Origin of the sequence: Paenibacillus sp. V4I9, assembly GCF_030817295.1 — a bacterium.
Classification (GTDB): Bacteria; Bacillota; Bacilli; order Paenibacillales; family NBRC-103111; genus Paenibacillus_E.
Genome location: NZ_JAUSZE010000001.1, coordinates 4,675,268 through 4,695,203 on the forward strand (window position 1 = coordinate 4,675,268; position 19,936 = coordinate 4,695,203).

A 19,936-nucleotide genomic window follows, 5' to 3' on the forward strand; every position below is an offset into this window, starting at 1 on the left:
CTGTAAAATAAATTCAGATCCACAGCACACGCTGTGGATCTCTTGCTGTGATCATTTACATAAAAAAAAATAAAACCTTTTCCACTTTTCTTACGTAATACTGTTTATGCATGACATTCTTTCAGGGTTAGGGAGGTTTCTTGCTTATGACAACGACACTCAATTTTCACCAAACCGCTTCGATCCGAGACGCTATCTCCATGTTGGTCTGGTATCTACGAAAAAAGCGAAGAGCGTAACATGACTCGTATCCCTACGGAAAAAAATACATCCGAATAAACGCCTATGACGTCCAGCAGGACGCCAGCGTTTATCGAGGTTGATTGGAAAAAGGCTGCTCCTCTGAAGAATTCCTTCTAGAGATGCAGCCTTTTTACTGTTAGTAAGGAATTAGTAGCTCGTAGACAACCAATTTACTTTGGACCAGTTCAGCTTCGCGGCTCCCGCACCATCTGCAGCGGTAAGCCTTGTCTTTAAGGTAGATACAGGATCTGGTGTATAGTTGTAGGGCAGCGTACTGAAACCGTTCCATGAGAACGCTTTGACTGGTGCCGGTACCGGCGCCAGCGGACTGCCAGCCGTTTCACTGTCACCTGTATACGAAGAACCTTCAAGTGTATATTGCGTATTTACCGCGCGAATTTTGCCCGTGTAGGTTGCGTTCGCAGGATCTGTTTGATTGTTGCGTAAAGGGTAAGCGACATCAATAATTTGCGAATTTTCAACCAGTACAGCACCGTTCTCAGTTGAAATCGCACCATTGCTCGTCACACCGAAATGGTATCCTTTCCCTGCTAATGCGGTTTCCATCGCCGAAGTTATTTTATCCTTCGCGGCCCATGCTGACGCATTATCCATCACAACGTTATACACATGCGCATTTCCTCCACGTAAACGAGGCATGCGGTCTTGCATATCTTTGTAGTAATTATGGTGCAGAGTTACCTCTAGATCGGCATTGTCGGTAGCAAATTCTGTTGATCCAACCAAATGTCCTTTCTTTTGGCCGGCAGCTATAGCGATGACATCAGCCTTACTTAAACCAATGCTGCTGCTCCTCAGATAAGCGTACATCGGATAGGCTGACAAATTGGCTTCCATCGCGTTTATTTGTTGGGTTACCCAGCTAGTAGAGCTCTGGTCGTCTGGTAAGAATGATGACCAAGAGACCGTTACGCCGTTACTTCCCTTTTTCACATCAAGTACGCCGTCATAGGCTTTATGGAACGTACAGTGATCTACCCAAACCTTGGTGCTAGCTCCTTCGATCGTTAGATAATCCCAATCATTTTTGTCATAATTCCCTTTCGTTGATTCATCCCATTCCCATAATTCATCAAATTCCAGGTTGCGAATGATCAGATTGGAACTGAACTTCACGTCTAGTGCAGCGTGTTTGATTTTTGCTCCATTAGCTGAGAAGATGGTCAACCCATTAAAGCCATCGATGTAAATTTTACTTATCCCTGTCGTCAGCAGCACAGGATGAGTCAATGCAGGGTTGTTAGCGACGAAAGGCATGACTTGTGCAGCTATCGGAATTTCATTCCAGCCCAAATTCAGATCATTCATAATTTCTATGACTTTGAAACCGGATCCTTTTTTCAAAGCAACAGCAAGATCTGTGGCATTGAAAACCTTTTTGTAACGAGGATCTGTTTCCGGTATGTTACCGCCACCCGTATTGCCCTCAGCAAACCCGGCCAAATTATACGTGCTTAAGGTACTTGGCACTGGGGTTGGAGCCGGTGTTGGGCTCGGTGTTGCTGTTGGCGTTGGGCTTGGTGTAGTTGTTGGCGTTGGAGATGGTGGAGTCGGAATCGGAGTTGAACTTGGCGTTGCTCCACCAGCACTGTCTGTCACAAGGACTTGATCGAACTTCGTTACGGTTTTGAAAGCAACAAGTCCTACTGCTCCGGAAGTTAAACTGGTATCACTAGTATCCTCAAAAGATAGCTGCAGGGTGCCATTCACATACATACGAATCATTTTACCGGATAAGTCCAGCTTGACGGTGTACCATGTCCCAGTCGCAAGTGGATAATCCATGGTCGTCAACGTCGTTGTAGAACCGCCTACTTTTTTACGAATCTCAAGCTTGCCCCCATTGCTATTGTACAAAGATGCTGCATAGAAATTATTTCCGTCTTGATATCGGCCGGCTACATAAGCTCTGTTAGAGCCATTGAAATTTTCAACCTTTACCTTGGCTTCAACGCTATAGTCCGTCCACGATTGACTACCCGCGGAGGTCCTTCCCTCACTTGTACTCGATTGGCTGTATACGTTGTTACCCGCGTCTTGAACGACAGACCACGTTCCGCTTGTTGGTGTCCATCCAGAAGCAGTACCATCGTCAAAATTACTGCTTAATAGGTTTGCCGCATTGGCTGGAAATGCAATGACCAAGGATAAAAGAATCGTTGCGCAGAGGACCCCTACAATCGATTTATCGAACTTTTTCATTTTTAAATTGGCATTCATTCTCAAAATTCAACTCCCTTTTTCTGTCTTAAGGTTCGTTCCGGCCTATATTCGTTCCTGTTGGCGTTCCTGCTCCAATCAAATCACTGCCAGAAGCAAGCTTCAAAAAGCTGCCCAAGTTCGGAGAACCATCCGCACTACGCGTTAATGTAGGTGTTAAGCTAACAAAATCAGCATCGCTGGCCAGTAGACCTTTGGCGTTGGTGCTTTGATTATTTTTCCACCATACATTCGAACTTTGTACATCAGTACCGCTTGATTTATCGCTCGATGCTCCTTTGTAAGACAAGTTATTACTGAACATGTGAGTTCCGAGATCAAAAGTGAAATTGCCTGCCCCGTTGCTGTAGGATGTGTTGTTTGTCATTGTAATGGAGCCTGGATTGCTGTTATACGTAAAGCCGTGTTTTTTGTTCAAGTAAGCAACGGAGTTCGAAACGATATGGTTTACGGCGATTTTTTCCCCGCCTAATTTATAGCCATTTCCATCACTGTTACTCGTTGTGCTTCCCGAAGAAGTCTGGCCGTTATGATGCGCTACACTGTTCTTAATCGTAACGGCTCCGATCGGACCCGTCTCTGTTTTTGTGTACAAATCCCATCCATCGTCTGTATTGTAGGCCGCTATACAACCATCAAAGACATTTCCAGGACCAACCGTCAGCTTGGCTGCGAAACCGTCAGCGTCTTCACCGTTATCCGGATCAAAGTTGTCATGGGAGTATGTATTTAATACTAAGTTGTTAACAGGCCACTCGTTATCAGCAGCTGTGGATGCGTACCTGCCAAGCTGTACTCCTGTATCCCTGTTATGGTGTACATCCAGGTTTTCCAAACGATTATTATTCCCTGATACATAAACGCCATTATCCGCTGCCCCTTTGATTTCCAGCCCTTTGACTGTCCAAAAGCTGCCGTTTATTTGGAGCCCTCTAGCATTGAGTGATACATCTGCTGTATTGTAGCTCTGTGAACTGAAATCAAGAATAGGCTTCTCTGCAGCATAAGGGACGATTTGTTTAACAGCACTTGCTGTACCGTTATTTGTACGATCTATCGTAATTTGACTACCGAAGCTGTACGTTCCACCGCGCAAATAAATAACTCCCCCAGGAGCAACTTTTGATAAAGCAGATGTCAGCGTTGTTGGACTAGCCAGCGTACCTGCATTGCTATCCGTCCCATTCGGAGCTACATAGACTTCACTAGCAGTTGGAGACGGACTAGGTGACGGTGACGGCGATGGTGAAGCCGATGGGGACGGACTAGGCGACGTTGTCGGTAATGGAGTGGCCGTTGAACCAGCACCATCGGTAACGACGACTTGATCGAAGCTAGCCGAACTTTTATAGGCTACCAAGCCAACAGCTCCCGAAGTTATAACAGGTCCCGAAGCTGGATCTGAATCATCTTTCGTGAGCTGCAAAACACCATTCACGTACATACGAATTGTTGAACCGACTAACTCAAGCTTAACCGTGTACCACGTTCCGGTCGTGAGAGGATAATCCAATGTCGCCAATGTTGTTGTGGAACCGCTTACTTTTTTACGAATCTCAAGCTTACCTCCATTGCTGTTGTACAAAGAAGCCGCATAGAAATTATTGCCGTCTTGATAACGGCCCGCTACATAGACACGATTTGTGCCGTTCCAATTATCTACTTTCACGTTTGCCTCTACCGCATAATCCGTCCAAGACGTATTACCGGCTGATGCGCGTCCTTCACTTGAACCGGTTTGCTTATACACATAAGAGCCGCCGTCCTGTACGACGGACCATGTCCCATTTTGCGTTGTCCAGCCACTCGCGTTCCCGTCATCGAAATTGTCACTGAATAAATTGGCTGCGAGAACGGATGGCATGAGCATCATACCAGCAATTAGAGATGAAGTAACAATCGCAGCAAGGGTATTTCCAGGTTTTAGTTTTTTCATTAATTACATTCCTCCTTTAATTGTCATAACCTTATCCATTTCCTATCTGATAACGAGATGAACATATTCCCAACGAATAATACGACCAACTCCCTCAATTGGATTTCTCTCGGCATTGCCAAGGAACCATCATCTGTCTGTCTAACAAACAAAATATATCTTCAGTTTCCAACGTTCAGCAATAATCATTTTTACATTTATTTGCTGTTTGCAGTAGAATAAGGGTTTCTCAGCAGTCAATAATCCTTAACTCAGATGATAATCACTATATCTGTTTTTGGATTAATATATATAAAAGCCCTCTATCCATGAGTTTCATCATGAAATAAAGGGCTTAACCGTCAAGATCTCTTACAGTGCTGCACCTTTTCCGCCATCAATATTGACGGAAGTGCCTGTAACATAGGAAGCTGCATCCGAGGATAAGAAGGTGATCACATTAGCCGCTTCCTCCACATTCCCAATCCGGCCGAGCGGAATGTCATGCTTTGGATCCGATGCATACTCCTCCCAAGTCTTTTCTGGCGCCTCACGCTTCCAACCTCTCTCAATCTGGCTGCTGCGAATTTTCCCAATGCAGACTGTGTTCACACGAATCTGGGCAGATGCCAGGTCTTTGCTCATCGCATTCGTTAATGCAAGACCTGCGGCACGGCTGACCGAAGTCGGCAGTGAAGACGCGGGTGGTGTTTTGGCTGCGGAAGTCGTTATATTCACGATAGAACCGCCTCCTGCTTGACGCATGTAAGGGATTGCATAACGGGAGCAATGAATGGCTCCAAATAATTTCAACTCCAGATCTTGCCGCCATAACTCCGTGCCAACCTGTTCAAATGGCTCAGCAGCAGACGTACCTGCATTGTTCACTAGAATATGTAAACTTCCAAATCGCTGAACGGTTTGTTCCACAGCGCGTTGACAGTCGGCCTCCGAGGTCACATCCGCTTGAATCGTTAGCACCTCACCCTCTGTCAAATTGGCAATATGGACAGCGGCTTCTTGAAGCTGCTCCTCATTCCGTGCGAGTATCGCGACTTTGGCTCCTTCTCTCGATAAGGAAATCGCTGTTGCCAATCCAATTCCTTTACTTCCCCCAGTAATCAAGGCTACCTTACCCTGCAATCCCAAATGCATCGCTTCACGCTTCCTTTCCTTCAATCCTAAGTTAAATATTTCAATAGTTCTAGCATACTCCTATTCCACTTATTTTTTCAAATTTCAATGGATTAAAAAAGAGGAGCCTAGGCTCCTCCGGTTAAAACCAATAGATTTGACGCACTATTCGTTCAAATAAACGGCTTTCCCTGTCCGTGCAGACTCATAAATCGCCTCAAGAATTTGTGAAACGACATAAGCTTGCTCAGGCGTCACTACAGGATCTATATCATTTTCAATGGCTTTAATCCATGTGCGCATTTCCAGATCCGCATCGCTTTCCTTAGCGCCGTCATAGAAAGCAACACCGCCTGCTTTCAGATCCACTTCAGTTGTAAATAAGCGGCTATGTTTCTCACCATTGATGCGAAGCCCGCCTTTCATATCGGCTCCGCCTTCGGTACCGCTTAATGAGCATTTGGCTTCGTCGACTTCAAGCGTATTCAGTGCCCAGCTGGATTCCAGCATAATTGTAGCCCCGTTTTCCATGACGATCATACCAAAAGCAGAATCCTCCACGGTGAATTTACTCGGATCCCAAGGCCCCCAAGCATTGGCGGCATTTTCTTTTTGGGACAATTCGTGGTAAGACGTTCCCAGCACCACTTTCGGCTTGTAGTTATTCATCATCCAAAGTGTTAGATCCAAAGCATGTGTACCGATATCAATAAGCGGTCCTCCGCCTTGCTTCTCTTCATCCAGGAATACGCCCCAAGTTGGAACTGCGCGACGACGAATGGCATGCGCTTTCGCGAAATAAATCTCGCCAAGCTCCCCTTCCTCACATACGCGCTTCAAATGCTGACTATCAGCCCGGAAACGGTTGTTGTATCCGATAGTTAGCTTCTTGCCTGTACGCTTCGCTGTTTCAGCCATGCGCTTAGCATCCGCTGCTGTCTTAGCCATTGGCTTCTCACACATCACATGCTTGCCAGCTTCAAGCGCAGCAATGGCAATTTCGGCGTGTGAATCATTCGGTGTTAACACATGAACGATATCAATAGCAGCATCCAGCAAAAGCTCTTTGTAATCCTCATATACTTTAGCGGCTTTGGAGCCGTATTTCTCAGCGGCAGTTTCAGCCCGCTCTTGCACGATGTCACAGAAAGCGACCAGTTCAACATTCGAAAGCTTTTTCAAACTTGGCAAATGCTTGCCGTTTGCAATGCCTCCACAACCAATAATACCAATACGAAAAATACGTGACATGTGAATACCTCCAGAGTAGTGATTAGTTTTGAGTTAATTAGGAAGTTCGATAGCGACTTCGCGTTTAATAAGCGATGACCGAATGATGCCATCAATGATGGCTTGATTGCGAACGATCTGTTCACCAGGAATCGGGGCTGGTTTGCCATCCCGGACAGCCTCTACGAAATCGCGGACTTTCTCGTTAAACAAATTTAGCTTATGATCAATCAGCGGAATTTGGCTTTCCGTGTGATGTCCACGAACATCGTGGAAATAGGCAATGGAACCCACACTTCCGTCGAACACTCCGCTCCATGGCCCTTTACCTGCTGGTGTTACTTTGAGTCCACCATCGGTACCAAGGAATAAGGTTGGTCCTAGTGTATCCATATGCATCGCCCATGAAATTTTGAAATTCAGCACGAGATCGTCTTCAAAACGGATCATCGCAACACCGAAATCTTCCACATCGAATCGACTAGCTTCCTTATGATATAACGGATTCGTTCCAAAATAGTTACTGCTGTAAGCGGATACGGTAAGCGGTTTCGGATAACCAATCGCATTCAAAGCCATATCGAGTGAGTAACAACCAATATCAGCCATTGCTCCTGCTCCGGCGATTTCCTTGCTAATAAATGTACCGCCAGGCATGCCTCTGCGGCGTCCTCCGCCTGTTTCTACATAATAGACCTTACCCAGTTGACCGGACTGAACCACGTCCTGAATAATCTTCATATTAGGATCATATCTCGGCTGGAATCCAACATTGAGCATGAAACCCGTTTTCTTCGCCGTTTGCGCCATCTCGACTGCTTCTTCCAGCGTGACGGACATCGGCTTTTCCAGCATAACGTTTTTCCCCGCCAGTAAAGCATCTACTGTCGTCCGATGGTGAGCCACATTAGGTGTGCAAATGCTTACCCCATCAAGGTCTAATTCCAACAGCTGCCGATAATCATCAAAGGCTTGTGCCGAAGGAATTTGCCAAAAATCAATGAATTGTGCCGCTTTGCCTGGTACCGCATCCGCTACCGCTACAATCTCTACGTCAGCTAGTTCACGATAAGCTCTTACATGAGCGCCAGCAATACCGCCGCCTCCAATAATGCCGATCTTCAATGTTTTGTTCATCGAGATTACCTCATCGCTATATGATATTAAGACATCTGTCATAAATGTAGCATAGGAATAACGATATTTTTAGTCTAACTTTAGGACAATCAGGTTAAGAAATTACGACAAGAAAAACCAGACGGTTTTAACCACCTGGTTTATAAAGTTACTACAATGACTAGCTTTCTCCTGCTTTCCTTTGCGCATCCTCCAGATAACTTCTGTAGACTTGCTCATCCGGATGATCACGGGTTAAATCATCATAGTAGCGAGTGACCTTCTGAAAATAATACGAATACACATCTTGTATGGGGACAAGTCTGTAAGGATCCCATCGATAAGTTTCCACGTTGTAGGCCTGATCCTGTTCATGCACCCACAGCGCTATTTCGCAAAGTCCATCTCTTCCGTCTCGGCCAGGCATATCTTCAATTTCAAGATGGTTATAGAAAGTTCCCGGAGGAATCAGACGCTGGAAACCGGTTGGTGTCCACTGAACGATATCGAGCTCGGAGGAGGATTCACGCTCATTTTTCCAGCCAATAACCAAGTCCCAACCTTCTCTTCGTGACACAGGGGCTGCTGCGAAATCCGTAACTGCTTGGATTCTACCTGTTGCAGCAGAAGCGATTGGAAACCAGTTACCGGAATAGTTTTTCAACGAAAACAGATACTGATTGTCCAAATATCTATACAAAGCTGTAATTTCAGGCTGACCATCGCCGTCCACATCCGCATAAATAATAGCCGCTGGGCTCCCCTCCTTCTGCAATACGACAACCTCGGCTTCCTGAGGTATACAGCTTCGGACGACGGAATGGAAATCAATTGGGGTCAAACTCATCGTTATCCCTCTTTTCGCATTATTGTCAACTAAAGTATATGCGGCAGAGAACTTGGCCCATGAGTAGCAGTCAACAACATATCGAGTAGGTGCTCATTCCTATCTAATCACTCCCCATACTCTCAACCATCCCACGATAGGGCTAATCACTTGGATGGGCTGGCGCGGCGCGACGAACTGTAAGCGCCTTTTCGGCGCTTAGCGGGCGGGCTCGCAAATAAACTGACGCCGTCGGAACTCGCGTCAGTTTCAATATGATTACAACTTCAGACTGATTAGCTTCAGCTCAGTCATTTCTTCCACCGCATATTTCACACCTTCACGGCCGACACCACTATCTTTGAGCCCTCCATAAGGCATATTGTCGACGCGGAAGGTAGGAATATCGTTAATCATCACTCCGCCTACCTCTAAATCCTCTGCAGCTCTTAGCGCTGCGCCAATATCATTCGTATAAATTCCAGCCTGCAGGCCAAAGCGCGAATTATTTACAGCCGAGACAGCTTCATCCAACGTGGTAAAGGGAGTCAGTGTCACAACGGGTCCGAAGACCTCTTGGCACGAGACCGAGGCCGTTTCAGCCACATTCGTCAAGATCGTTGGCGGAAAAAGGCACGGTGACAATGCTTTGCCTCCGGACAGAGCAATCGCTCCACCTGTTATTGCATCGGATACCCAGCTCGCGATGCGGTCAACCTCTTTACAGGAGATTAATGCAGACATGTCTGTAGATTCCTCAAGCGGATCACCAATGACCAATTTCTCTACCGCGGTCTGGAACTTAGCTGCGAACGTTCCGTATTTGCTTTCATGAACATAAATACGTTGAATGGAGATGCACACTTGACCGCTGAAGGAGAAAGCTCCCAGCACACAACGATCCACTAGCTGTTGCGTTATATCCACATTGCTATCGATGATTACGGCCGAATTAGATCCTAACTCAAGGGTGACTCGTTTAAGCCCTGCTTTATTCCTCATCGCAATGCCCACTTCAGGACTGCCTGTAAACGTGATAGCCGCAATTCTCCGATCACGTACCAGTTTCTCGCCAATCACAGATCCTTTACCTGGGATGACGTTAAGGGCCCCCGCAGGTAAGCCGGCTTCTAGCATAATCTCCGCTAATGCAAGCGAGCTTAACGGTGTTTGACCTGCTGGTTTCAATACAACCGTATTGCCGGCTGCTATAGCAGGCCCCACTTTATGGGCAACAAGGTTGAATGGGAAATTAAATGGGGTTATGGCTCCTACAACGCCAAGCGGTTTACGCACGGTGAACGCTAGACGTCCCTCGCCACCCGGTGCTGCATCTAGGGGTACAGTCTCACCGTGAATACGTTTAGCTTCTTCTGCTGCAAATTTGTAAGTATGAATCGTTCGAGAAATTTCCGTTCTGCCTGTTCTAATCGGTTTGGCCGCTTCCATCGCCAACAGACGGGCTAATTCTTCTTTGCGCTCTTCCATCAGAAGCGCTGTTTTCTCCAGAATTGCTGCGCGTTCGTGTGCAGGCATTTTCTTCATTATCCTACTCGCAGCCTCGGCTGCTTGGATTGCATCTTCTGCATCCTCTTCATCTGCTTGGGCTACCTGAGCAATAAGTTCACCGGAATAGGGCGAGAATAAATCGGTATAGATGGCTGCTTCTTTCCATTTTCCATCGATAAATAAATGTTTTTTCATACGAACCTCATACCTCCATCGTTAATTTGGCCGGAACTAACTTCCTCAGAACCTCGCCGATAATGTCCAATCCCTCTTGAAGTTGCTCATCTGTAATGACCAGCGGCGTGAGGAAACGCAGAACGTTCCCGTGAATTCCTGCACTCAGAACGATGACGCCCGCTTCATAGCAAGCTTTTACACAGCTAGCCACCAGCTCTTTCGAGGGTTTACCTGTCACCGGGTCGACAAACTCTATACCGCACATCGCTCCAAGTCCTCTCACATCAGCAATGTGCAGAACATCTTCTTGCAATGCTAGAAAGAAACTGCGGATTTTATCACCAATGATTTTGGATTTCCCTGGGAGGTCGTCTCGCTCCATCATTTCAATAACAGCCAAAGCAGCCACGCATCCTAACGGGCTCCCTCCGTAGGTGCCCCCGATTTCACCGGGCCCAGGTGCATCCATAATTCCTGCTCTGCCGACCACTGCGCTAATGGGAAGTCCCGCCGCAATCGATTTAGATAACGTCATTAAATCTGGCTCAATACCGAATTGACTAGATGCAAACATCGTACCTGTCCGACCAAAACCTGTCTGAATCTCATCCGCGATAAAAAGAATATCATTCTGCTTACAGATGTTGTATACACCTTGCACAAAAGAAATGGGAGGCACTATAAAACCGCCTTCCCCTTGTACAGGCTCCATAATAACTGCGGCAATCTCTTCTGGGGCCACTTCCGTATATAGGAAATCTTCAAACTGTTTCAGGCAAAAATCGGCGTATTCTTCTTCCGTCATCGATGTAGGACGGTTGAAAGGATACGGGAACGGAGCTTTATAGGTCGCCGGGGCAAAGGGTCCCATGTTAAATTTATATGGCTTTACTTTACTAGTCAGTGACATTCCAAGTAATGTGCGTCCATGAAACCCGCGAGTAAACGAAACAATACCTGTTTTCCCCGTATATTTTCGAGCGATCTTCACCGCATTTTCTACGGCTTCCGCGCCACTGTTAAGAAAAATCGTCTTTTTCTCGAAGTTACCTGGCGTGATTTCATCTAATTTCTTGGCAAGCTGCACGTAAGGTTCATACATCGCAATATGGATGCAAGTATGCAGATATAATTCTGCTTGTTTTTGAATTGCCTCTACAACTTCCGGCGGGCAATGCCCTGCATTTAATGAACCGATTGCACCAACAAAATCCAAAAACACATTGCCGTCTACGTCGTGCAATAAAGCCCCTTCTGCCTTTTCAACAAAAATAGGCGTATTATTGCTAACCCCTTTAGGTACATATCTTTTTCTTTGCTCAAGCAGTTCCAGTGATTTAACTCCTGGTACTGAACTTGCGATAGATACAAATTGTCGATTATTAGTGCTCATGTTAAGCATCCTCCTTATTAACAACGCTGAAATTAGCATATATATATACTACCTAGCAATATTGATGCCACTGAGTAGTAAATCTAAGCTCACGTTATAACAGCCAATCCGATAAGATACTAGTAACGAGTCGAAGATGTGCGGTGTAGCAACACCTGCGGATGCTGCATTAATGATGCATCTGGGATCGGAAGGCGTCTTCGTCGGTTTCGGCATTTTTAAATCCGAAAGTCCAGAGAAATTTGCTCGCGCCATTGTCACAGCGACTACCCATTACACAGACTATGCATTGATAGCCTCCGTATCCAAAAATTTAGGCACCGCCATGAAAGGAATTGAGCTTTCTACCTTACAACAAAGTGAACTTATGACTCAGCGCGGTTGGTAATAGTGTTGTTGGTAATTGGATGACTCCTTTCATATTTCTACGCTACAGTAACTGTATAAATTCATAGTTATGACGGTCCGTGAAGAACACGCCGCTTTCCTTTTCAGCATTTGCTGCTTGGGGAGCGGTTTTATTTTTTGTATGGGGGGTGCCACGATTGGGTTTTGATATCGCATATAACGTAAAGAACGGCCGCGCATGTGTGAGCAGCTTCTCTTTTTACGTCAATACTTAGCATCATCGGCACCTCATTAAATGTAGTTTTTCTTTATATCTTTATATATCAGCAAGAACAGTGCCAATGCGTAACATCGAAGGCGGATGAAGATTAACTTCCATATGAGCGCTTATTCACCCGTTTGATTCTCTTGGGACTGACCAACAAATATGCATTTTTGAATAATGACTACCTTTTGCATAATTTAAAGACAAGAAAAACCCGCCAAGAGAAATTTGGTCAAGACCCCGTTTAGTGGACATTGGAAAAAGCCCTATGCAACAAGCTGGCGCCGGTATTCAACCGGTGTCAGCTTGTTTAGTTTTCGTTGAGCACGATCTTCATTGTAAAATTGGATAAATTCCTCGATTCGCCTTTGTGCCTCATCAATAGATCGTATATCATAGGGATAGAGTGCTTCGACTTTAAGATGAGAGAAGAAGCTTTCTATCGAGGCGTTGTCATAACAATTTCCTCGGCGTGACATGCTGATTTGGGCTCCAACCTGTGGCAGCATGTCGTGATAAGCATGAGACGTGTACTGGCTTCCTTGATCACTGTGAATGATCAATCCAGTCACGTCTTTATGTTTTTTGAATGCCTTCTTAAAGGTCTCTAGAACAAGTGGATTGTCGTTGTTCCTACTTATATGGTAGGCAATGATTTCGTTATTCCAGAGATCCTTAACGGCTGACAGATAGATTCTTTCATCCAATACCCGATACTGGGTTACGTCGGTTACCCATTTTAGATTGGGGGCGTCTGCATTGAAATTCCGTTGTAACAGATTCTCTGCGATTCGGCCATCCTCTACGGCTGCTTGCTGACTTGTACGGTGAACATATTTGCGGCGGATAACAGCCTGAATGCCCAGCTCCTGCATTAAACGCAATACCTTCTTGTGATTAACCACAAGGCCATGCTGGCGGTACAACTCATCCTGTACGCGTCGGTAGCCGACAGTCTTGTTACGCCGTTCGAATATGGCTGTAATTTGCAGTTTCAGATCTTCGTCAGGATCATGGTTGCTTCTTTTCAGATAGCTATAGTATCCACTACGACTGATGCCAAGGTATTGGCATAATCCTTTTATGCTTTGTCTGTTCTTCATTTGGTCGACAACGATGTGCTTACAGTATGCACCTCCTGATTCAAGATTTGTAACCACTTTTTTAGCACGTCTACCTCCAATTGTAGCCTACGGAGTTCGCGCTCTTGTTCGGTCTCCGTTCGTTTTGGATCTCCCCGACCATCCTTAAATGCGGTGTCTCCAACTTCCCGATACTTCCTCACCCATACCTTAATTCGATCTTTATCCTGAACTCCCAAATGAATAGCAATGGACCTCTGACTCCAGCCCTCCACCGTGTGAAGACGAATTGCCTCCATCTTAAGTGATTCAGGATAATGCTTAAACTTTTGCCCTTTCAAAGCCATAAAAAAACACCCCCTAGAATTTCATCGGTTTAACCCTAGGGTTTTTCCAATGTCTATTCTAAAGGGTGCACTTCAATTACCTCTGGCGGGTTTTTGCTTACAAAATATTCTTACGCAGTGCAGAAGATAAAATATGCAGCTCTTCACGATATTTGGTCACCGTTCTGCGTGAAATTCGAATGCCCTCTTCCGATAAGATTTCTACAACCTTTTGATCGGAATAAGGCTGTTTCTTATGTTCCTGTGATATGAGTTCCTTGATTCTTATCTTGATTGTTTTGATAGACGTTAGTTCACCTACATCCGATTGCAGCCCCGAGGAAAAGAAATATTTTAGCTCAAGCACTCCGTAGGGGGTACGAATGTACTTGTTTTGTACCGTCCTACTTATCGTAGATTCATGGAGGTCAAGCTTCTCGGATATCATTTTTAAGGTTAAGGGCTTCATGCCACGTTCGCCAATCTCTAAAAACGCCAGCTGTTCTTCAAAAATAGCCCGAATGACCCGGTACAGAGTCATCTTCCGCTGTTCCAAGCTGCGCACAATCCAATCCGCTGTTTTCCATTTTTCTTTCAGAAAGGAAACTGCTTCTTTACAACCTGCATGCTGGATATGGCTATAATAGTCCTTATTGACTGAGGTCTTGGGAACTGCACCCGCATTCATTTGGATCACGATGTTCCCTTGTTCTTTATAAATGGTAGCATCGGGAGTAATATAAGATTCTTCGATCCAGCCGAAGGCCATACCAGGTCGTGGATTTAAACTGCGAATATACGTGACAATATCCTTCACTTGTATGAGTGTTACACCTAACTGCAGCGCAATCTTATCCAGCTTCATCTGAGCAAGCTGCGGCATACATTGGTTGACCACTTCAAAAGTGCCATACGGTGCGGCGTGATCCCTAGAAATCTGCAGCAATAAGCATTCCTGTAAATCTCTCGCTCCTACACCCGGCGGATCCAGCGACTGTAGACAAGCTAGCGCTTCTTCGACAGCCTCGCTAGGCTTATTCAAAAACGAGCTTACTTCCGTAATGGAAAGGGGTAAATAACCTTTATCATCTAAATTTCCTGCCAGATAGGCTGCTGTCTGATATAAGGTATCGGAAACTCCTGCTATCCGCAGTTGGCTAAGAAGCCACTGTTCCAAGGTTTCCTCCCTCGCCTTCGCCTTCCATAGCGGATCTGTTATTGACCCCGCCATTTGTGAAGATTTATCCGATTTCAAATAAGAACTTGTGAAAGATTCGATGTCCAGTACGGGGTTTTCCAAGGCTTGCTCTTGGAGGTATTGCGACAACTCATAGCTTGATAATTGCAATATATGAATGGACTGTTGCAGTTCAGGAGTCATCGTTAGCTTCTGGTTCTGTACTTGTGTTAGACTTTGGCCTGTTCTCATACCGGTCCCTCCTTGAGTTCTGCCTTGGCAACACTTTTCGTGGTGAGCATAAGTCACTTTGTTTGAAAACGCTTACGAATATTATAAATCAATTATAGCTCTATTTAAACCCATTTGGCTTATGGAAACGTCCTACAGTTCGCCTACCTAACATCTCCAGACGAATGATGCCGCTTTTTCCACCAAAGTTACTTTTAGCATGCATATCCATAGACTCTCCTTCCTCATACTACCATGTTATAAACACAAATATAGATTTCTTATCTTTTATCTAGCAATAATCGTGCCAATAGAAACAATATCACATAAATGTTGATCCATTGTTAAACACAAAGAAATCTCTCCTTATACGAAAGAGAGATTTCTTTGCATGCGTTGATTGTGGTCCTCAGTATGTCTGCTCAGGCGCTCCCGAGGTGGTACTCATGCATCTGGTGCACGCATTGGATGAAACGGACCGTCTGAGTTTGCGCCCTCATAACGACCGAATGTGTTTCTGCATGACCGCCAAATAGAAATTTAACTCCGCTCAGAAAGTCTCCTGAGGTTACACCGGTTGCAGCGAAATAAATGTCGGATTCGCCTACTAACTCGCTCATTCCAAGCACTTTGGAGGGATCAACAATCCCCATCTCCTTGCACCGCTGTATCTCTTCTTCATTTTCTGGGAGAAGCCGTCCTTGAAATTCGCCTCCCATACAACGTAGTGCAGCCGCGGCGAGTACCCCTTCCGGTGCGCCTCCGGAACCCACGTGTAGATCAATGCCCGTTTCAGGGAAAGCCGCAGCCATAGCACCCGCAACATCGCCATCATTCAGTAAATGAATTTTGACACCTAGCGTCCTTAAAACAAGGATTTTCTCTGCATGCCTTTTGCGATCCAAGATGGAAACGGTCAGCTCTGTTATCTCTTTTTGTAACAGAACAGCGGCCTTTCTAATCGTTAATTCGAGGGGGTCATCCAAATTCAATTTGCCAACCAACCGCGGTCCTACTGCCAGCTTCTCCATATACATATCCGGTGCATGCAGCAGGTTCCCTTTCTCAGCTATGGCTACCACGGAAAGGGCATTGCTCCTGCCGCTAGCTACAATATCGGTACCTTCGAGCGGATCAACAGCCACATCATATTCGGGACCCAACCCATTTCCTACAGACTCACCGATGAACAGCATCGGGGCTTCATCCATCTCACCTTCACCAATGACAACCGTTCCACGGAAAGGAATGGAGCTAAAAATAGAACGCATAGCAGAAGTTGCTGCCTCGTCAGCGCTGTGTTTATTCCCTTTTCCCGTCCAACGTGCGGACGCCAAAGCTGCAGACTCTGTTACTCGTACAATTTCCAGAGACAAATCTCTTTGCATACATCATTCATCCTTTCTATTAGGAAATGTCGGCTTCCTGGCTATCTGTCTGCCAAAATCAGACCAGCCGTTTCTTCAATGGCTTTCTCACTTACATCGATGATCTTACAACCAAGCTCACGATATAATTTCATTGCGAATGCCAGCTCTTCTTCGACTCGCTCCCCTGTCGCATATTTAGCGCCAAAAGGTAGTCCAACCGCTTTCAGACGTTCCGTACGAATACGTACCAGATGTTCAGGACTCATCGTCAAACCAATCAATCTACTCGGGTCTAGCTCATATATAATTGCAGGCGGCTTTACCTCAGGAACAAGCGGGTAATTCGCCACCTTATAGCCTTTGTGCGCCAAATAAATGCTGAGTGGCGTTTTGGAGGTTCGGGAAGGTCCAATTAAAACAATCTGCGCTTGCTTCATAGCGCTTGGGTCCTTGCCATCGTCACTGTTTACAGTGAACTCGACCGCTTCCACTCGCTGGTAATATTGTTCATCCAGCTGATAAAGCAGACCGACTTTCCGCTTCGGAGAACCCTTAAAGGTATCTATGAAAGCCTGCATCATGGGTCCCATGATATCAATGGCATTTACACTTAAACGTATGGCTTCCTGCCGCATCATCTCTCTAAGTTCAGGTAGTACTAGCGTATAAGCAATGAACCCATCCACTTTCGCTGCCTCTTCTACTAAAGCACGTACTTCATCTTCCGTTCGGATAGATCCGAAACGCCTGACTTGCACTTGGCTTGCATTAAATTGGCGGATCGTTGCTTGTACGACAGTATTCGCCGTTTCCCCCACTGAATCCGAACAAACGAAAATCGTATGAATCTTCTCTCCCACTTACACTCCCCCTGATTAAGTCCCCAGCGCTACATCAAGCAGCAATTTGGTCATTGTTGTTTTCGTAATTCGGCCAACCACTTCACCTGGCTCTTGATCAGCCTCACTCTTAACCACAGGCAGCCCATCCACTTGATGATGAATCATTTTCCGCGCTGCTTCTAATACACTGTCTTCCGGGTTTACCGTCACAACATTCGGATGCCTTGTCATGACTAGTGAAACGGGCATCGTATTTGCCGTCGCCTGCCCAAGCGTCACCTTTAGCAAGTCCTTCCGTGTAACAATACCTGCTAAAGCCCCCTGCAAATTCACAATTATCAAGCTTCCTACATTTTCGAGAAAAAGAGTTACTACAGCATCGCTTACGGTGACGGTTTCCCTTAGAACAATAGGGATTCCCATAACATCCTTTACTCTTACAGCTTCTATATGCTTGAATGGTGAATCTACTTCAAGAGCAGCTGTTCCTAGGAAATATCCAACCTTTGGCTTAGCATCAATATGGCGAAGCATAACCAAAACAGCAAGATCGGAACGAATGGTCGGACGGCTAATTCCAACCAATTCAGCAATTCGCTCCCCTGTAATGGGTGCATGCTTTTTGACGAGATCAATAATTTCCATCTGTCGGGATGTAAGCTCGATGAGGTTTCCCTCCCTTCATAATACATGTCCTATCTATTCTAACTCATCTAGACCTCGTTTCAAATCTTAGGTCCAGCAGTGATGATTCGTTCATCGACATCCGCGAATTTTTGGAAGTTGTGGATAAAACGCTGCGCTAATTCCTTCGCCTTGGCGTCATATTGACTTTGATCTTGCCAAGTGTTCCTTGGCAGCAAGAGCTCGCTCGGGACCCCTGGTACCGCATCAGGACATAACAGACCGAAGAAAGGTACTTCTGTGAAAGTCGTCTTCTCCAAGCTGCCATTTAGAGCAGCTGTAACCATCGCTCTTGTATAGACTAAGTTCATCCGTTTGCCTTCGCCGTAAGAACCGCCAACCCAACCTGTATTAATGAGGTACACATTGGCTTTATGTTCTTCAATCTTACGCCCCAGCATTTGTGCATAAACGTTAGGACGAAGCGGCAGGAAAGGCGCCCCGAAACAAGTAGAGAATGTGGCTTCCGGTTCCGTAACTCCGCGTTCCGTACCTGCGAGCTTTGACGTGTAGCCAGACAAGAAGTGGTACATCGCTTGTTCTTTCGTCAGCTTGGATATGGGAGGCAGAACTCCGGAAGCATCTGCCGTCAAGAACATGATGACATCAGGATGACCAGCGGTTCCAGGAATCTTAACTCCTGGGATATACTCCAACGGATAGGCTGCACGTGTATTCTCCGTGATCTGCGTATTGCCGTAATCGGCAACGCCACTCGTTGGATCAATCACCACATTCTCCAAAACAGTGCCGAATCGGATGGCCTGCCAAATCTGCGGTTCCTTCTCCTCGGTAAGGCCAGCGCATTTTGCGTAGCAGCCTCCCTCGAAATTAAACACACCCGTCTCTGACCAGCCGTGTTCATCATCGCCAATGAGACGGCGATTCGGGTCAGCCGAAAGTGTCGTTTTCCCCGTGCCAGATAACCCGAAGAACAAGGCTACATTTCCTTCTTCACTAACATTGGCCGAGCAATGCATAGGTAGAACATCTTGACCAGGCAAGATATAATTCATAACGCTGAAAATGGATTTCTTCATTTCACCCGCGTACTCCGTACCACCAATCAGTACGATCTTTTTCTCCATGGAGAGACAGATGAAAGTTTCTGACCTGGTACCGTCAGTGAGTGGATCGGCTTTTAACCCCGGCAGAGCAATGACTGTGAACTCAGGCTTATGTGCCATCAGTTCAATCTTACTCGGACGAATAAACAGTTGTCGGGCGAACAAATTGTGCCAAGCATACTCATTGACAACTCGAATCGGCAGCCTGTATGCCAAATCTGCTCCTGCAAAACCATCAAAGATGAATAATTCTTTCGTCGCCATGTAGTCTTGCGCTTTTTGATACAGCCGCTCGAATTGCTGCTCCGACATCGGCTGATTCACAGCTCCCCAATCGATATGATCAGTTACTGAAGCCTCATTTACAATGTATTTGTCCTTGGGAGAACGCCCTGTATACTTACCAGTGTTCACTTGAAGCGCTCCGGAAGATGCGAAAGATCCTTCTTTGCGCTCGATGCTCATTCTCATTAGCTCTGACACTGACAAATTATTGTGGGTGGCACCTGCTCTTAGCTGTTCAACCTTTAGTTCTATGCTCATTCTCCCATTCCTCTCTTCAATAAGGCTTATTTATATAGTGTGTTCTATTTATTATATAGTGTACATTATATAACGAAATAAGTGAATATAATATTGTTTATAGCACGTAAAATATTTTTTTATCACTATTCGACACAAATAATACACAATAATACGAAAAAACCCTCTTTCACTCCATCTGAAGGAATGAAAAGAGAGTCCTGTAAGAAGATGCTTA

The 19,936-nt window shown here is 45.7% G+C and carries 15 protein-coding genes and 1 pseudogene; 1 reads left to right on the forward strand and 15 read right to left on the reverse strand.

Going from position 1 to position 19,936, the window contains the following annotated elements:
• Positions 1 to 390 precede the first annotated feature (390 nt).
• The 8 genes from QFZ81_RS22045 to gabT all read right to left on the reverse strand — a co-directional run bounded on the left by QFZ81_RS22045 (position 391) and on the right by gabT (position 11,784).
• Positions 391 to 2,484, reverse strand: a complete 2,094-nt coding sequence (locus QFZ81_RS22045) for a pectate lyase family protein (RefSeq protein WP_307604712.1) — start codon at positions 2,482 to 2,484, stop codon at positions 391 to 393.
• Positions 2,485 to 2,512: 28 nt separating this feature from the next.
• Entirely contained in the window at positions 2,513 to 4,420 is a 1,908-nt protein-coding gene (locus QFZ81_RS22050) for a right-handed parallel beta-helix repeat-containing protein (RefSeq protein WP_307604713.1), read from the reverse strand.
• A 351-nt stretch (positions 4,421 to 4,771) separates the two neighbouring features.
• A complete protein-coding gene (locus QFZ81_RS22055) occupies positions 4,772 to 5,554 on the reverse strand; it encodes an SDR family NAD(P)-dependent oxidoreductase (RefSeq protein WP_307604715.1) in 783 nt (260 codons plus the stop codon).
• 144 nt (positions 5,555 to 5,698) lie between these two features.
• Positions 5,699 to 6,784 (reverse strand): Gfo/Idh/MocA family protein, encoded by a 1,086-nt coding sequence (locus QFZ81_RS22060; protein ID WP_307441444.1) that lies wholly within the window; start codon positions 6,782 to 6,784, stop codon positions 5,699 to 5,701.
• A 33-nt stretch (positions 6,785 to 6,817) separates the two neighbouring features.
• Positions 6,818 to 7,900: a Gfo/Idh/MocA family protein gene (locus QFZ81_RS22065; protein ID WP_307441441.1), complete on the reverse strand. Its 1,083-nt coding sequence runs from the start codon at positions 7,898 to 7,900 to the stop codon at positions 6,818 to 6,820.
• Positions 7,901 to 8,060: 160 nt separating this feature from the next.
• The gene (locus QFZ81_RS22070; RefSeq protein WP_307441439.1) at positions 8,061 to 8,726 is read right to left on the reverse strand and encodes a hypothetical protein; all 666 of its coding nucleotides are present in this window, start codon (positions 8,724 to 8,726) and stop codon (positions 8,061 to 8,063) included.
• Positions 8,727 to 8,984: 258 nt separating this feature from the next.
• Complete coding sequence (locus QFZ81_RS22075; protein WP_307441437.1) at positions 8,985 to 10,409, reverse strand: aldehyde dehydrogenase family protein; 1,425 nt, start codon at positions 10,407 to 10,409, stop codon at positions 8,985 to 8,987.
• 7 nt (positions 10,410 to 10,416) lie between these two features.
• Positions 10,417 to 11,784, reverse strand: coding sequence for a 4-aminobutyrate--2-oxoglutarate transaminase (gabT, locus tag QFZ81_RS22080; RefSeq protein ID WP_307441435.1), 1,368 nt, complete (start codon positions 11,782 to 11,784; stop codon positions 10,417 to 10,419).
• Positions 11,785 to 11,926: 142 nt separating this feature from the next.
• Between gabT and QFZ81_RS22085 the strand changes: the two are divergent.
• Positions 11,927 to 12,172: pseudogene (locus QFZ81_RS22085) on the forward strand (pyridoxal 5'-phosphate synthase lyase subunit PdxS); the annotation flags it as partial.
• Between the two features lie 491 nt (positions 12,173 to 12,663).
• On the opposite strand, the gene QFZ81_RS22090 reads toward QFZ81_RS22085, so the two are convergent.
• The 7 genes from QFZ81_RS22090 to pckA form a co-directional block, all read right to left on the reverse strand.
• Positions 12,664 to 13,500, reverse strand: coding sequence for an IS3 family transposase (locus QFZ81_RS22090; RefSeq protein WP_307434634.1), 837 nt, complete (start codon positions 13,498 to 13,500; stop codon positions 12,664 to 12,666).
• Positions 13,497 to 13,826: a helix-turn-helix domain-containing protein gene (locus QFZ81_RS22095; RefSeq protein WP_307434631.1), complete on the reverse strand. Its 330-nt coding sequence runs from the start codon at positions 13,824 to 13,826 to the stop codon at positions 13,497 to 13,499. The genes QFZ81_RS22090 and QFZ81_RS22095 overlap by 4 nt, the downstream gene beginning before the upstream one ends.
• Before the next feature lie 97 nt (positions 13,827 to 13,923).
• The gene (rpoN, locus tag QFZ81_RS22100; RefSeq protein ID WP_307604716.1) at positions 13,924 to 15,234 is read right to left on the reverse strand and encodes an RNA polymerase factor sigma-54; all 1,311 of its coding nucleotides are present in this window, start codon (positions 15,232 to 15,234) and stop codon (positions 13,924 to 13,926) included.
• Between the two features lie 401 nt (positions 15,235 to 15,635).
• Positions 15,636 to 16,601 carry a class II fructose-bisphosphatase gene (glpX, locus tag QFZ81_RS22105; RefSeq protein ID WP_307441431.1) on the reverse strand — a complete coding sequence of 322 codons (966 nt, stop codon included), beginning with the start codon at positions 16,599 to 16,601 and terminating at the stop codon, positions 15,636 to 15,638.
• Positions 16,602 to 16,642: 41 nt separating this feature from the next.
• Complete coding sequence (locus tag QFZ81_RS22110; RefSeq protein ID WP_307604718.1) at positions 16,643 to 17,443, reverse strand: pyruvate, water dikinase regulatory protein; 801 nt, start codon at positions 17,441 to 17,443, stop codon at positions 16,643 to 16,645.
• Positions 17,444 to 17,458: 15 nt separating this feature from the next.
• The gene (locus tag QFZ81_RS22115; protein ID WP_307604720.1) at positions 17,459 to 18,070 is read right to left on the reverse strand and encodes a helix-turn-helix transcriptional regulator; all 612 of its coding nucleotides are present in this window, start codon (positions 18,068 to 18,070) and stop codon (positions 17,459 to 17,461) included.
• A gap of 80 nt (positions 18,071 to 18,150) precedes the next feature.
• Positions 18,151 to 19,719, reverse strand: coding sequence for a phosphoenolpyruvate carboxykinase (ATP) (gene pckA / locus QFZ81_RS22120; protein WP_307441426.1), 1,569 nt, complete (start codon positions 19,717 to 19,719; stop codon positions 18,151 to 18,153).
• Positions 19,720 to 19,936 lie beyond the last annotated feature (217 nt).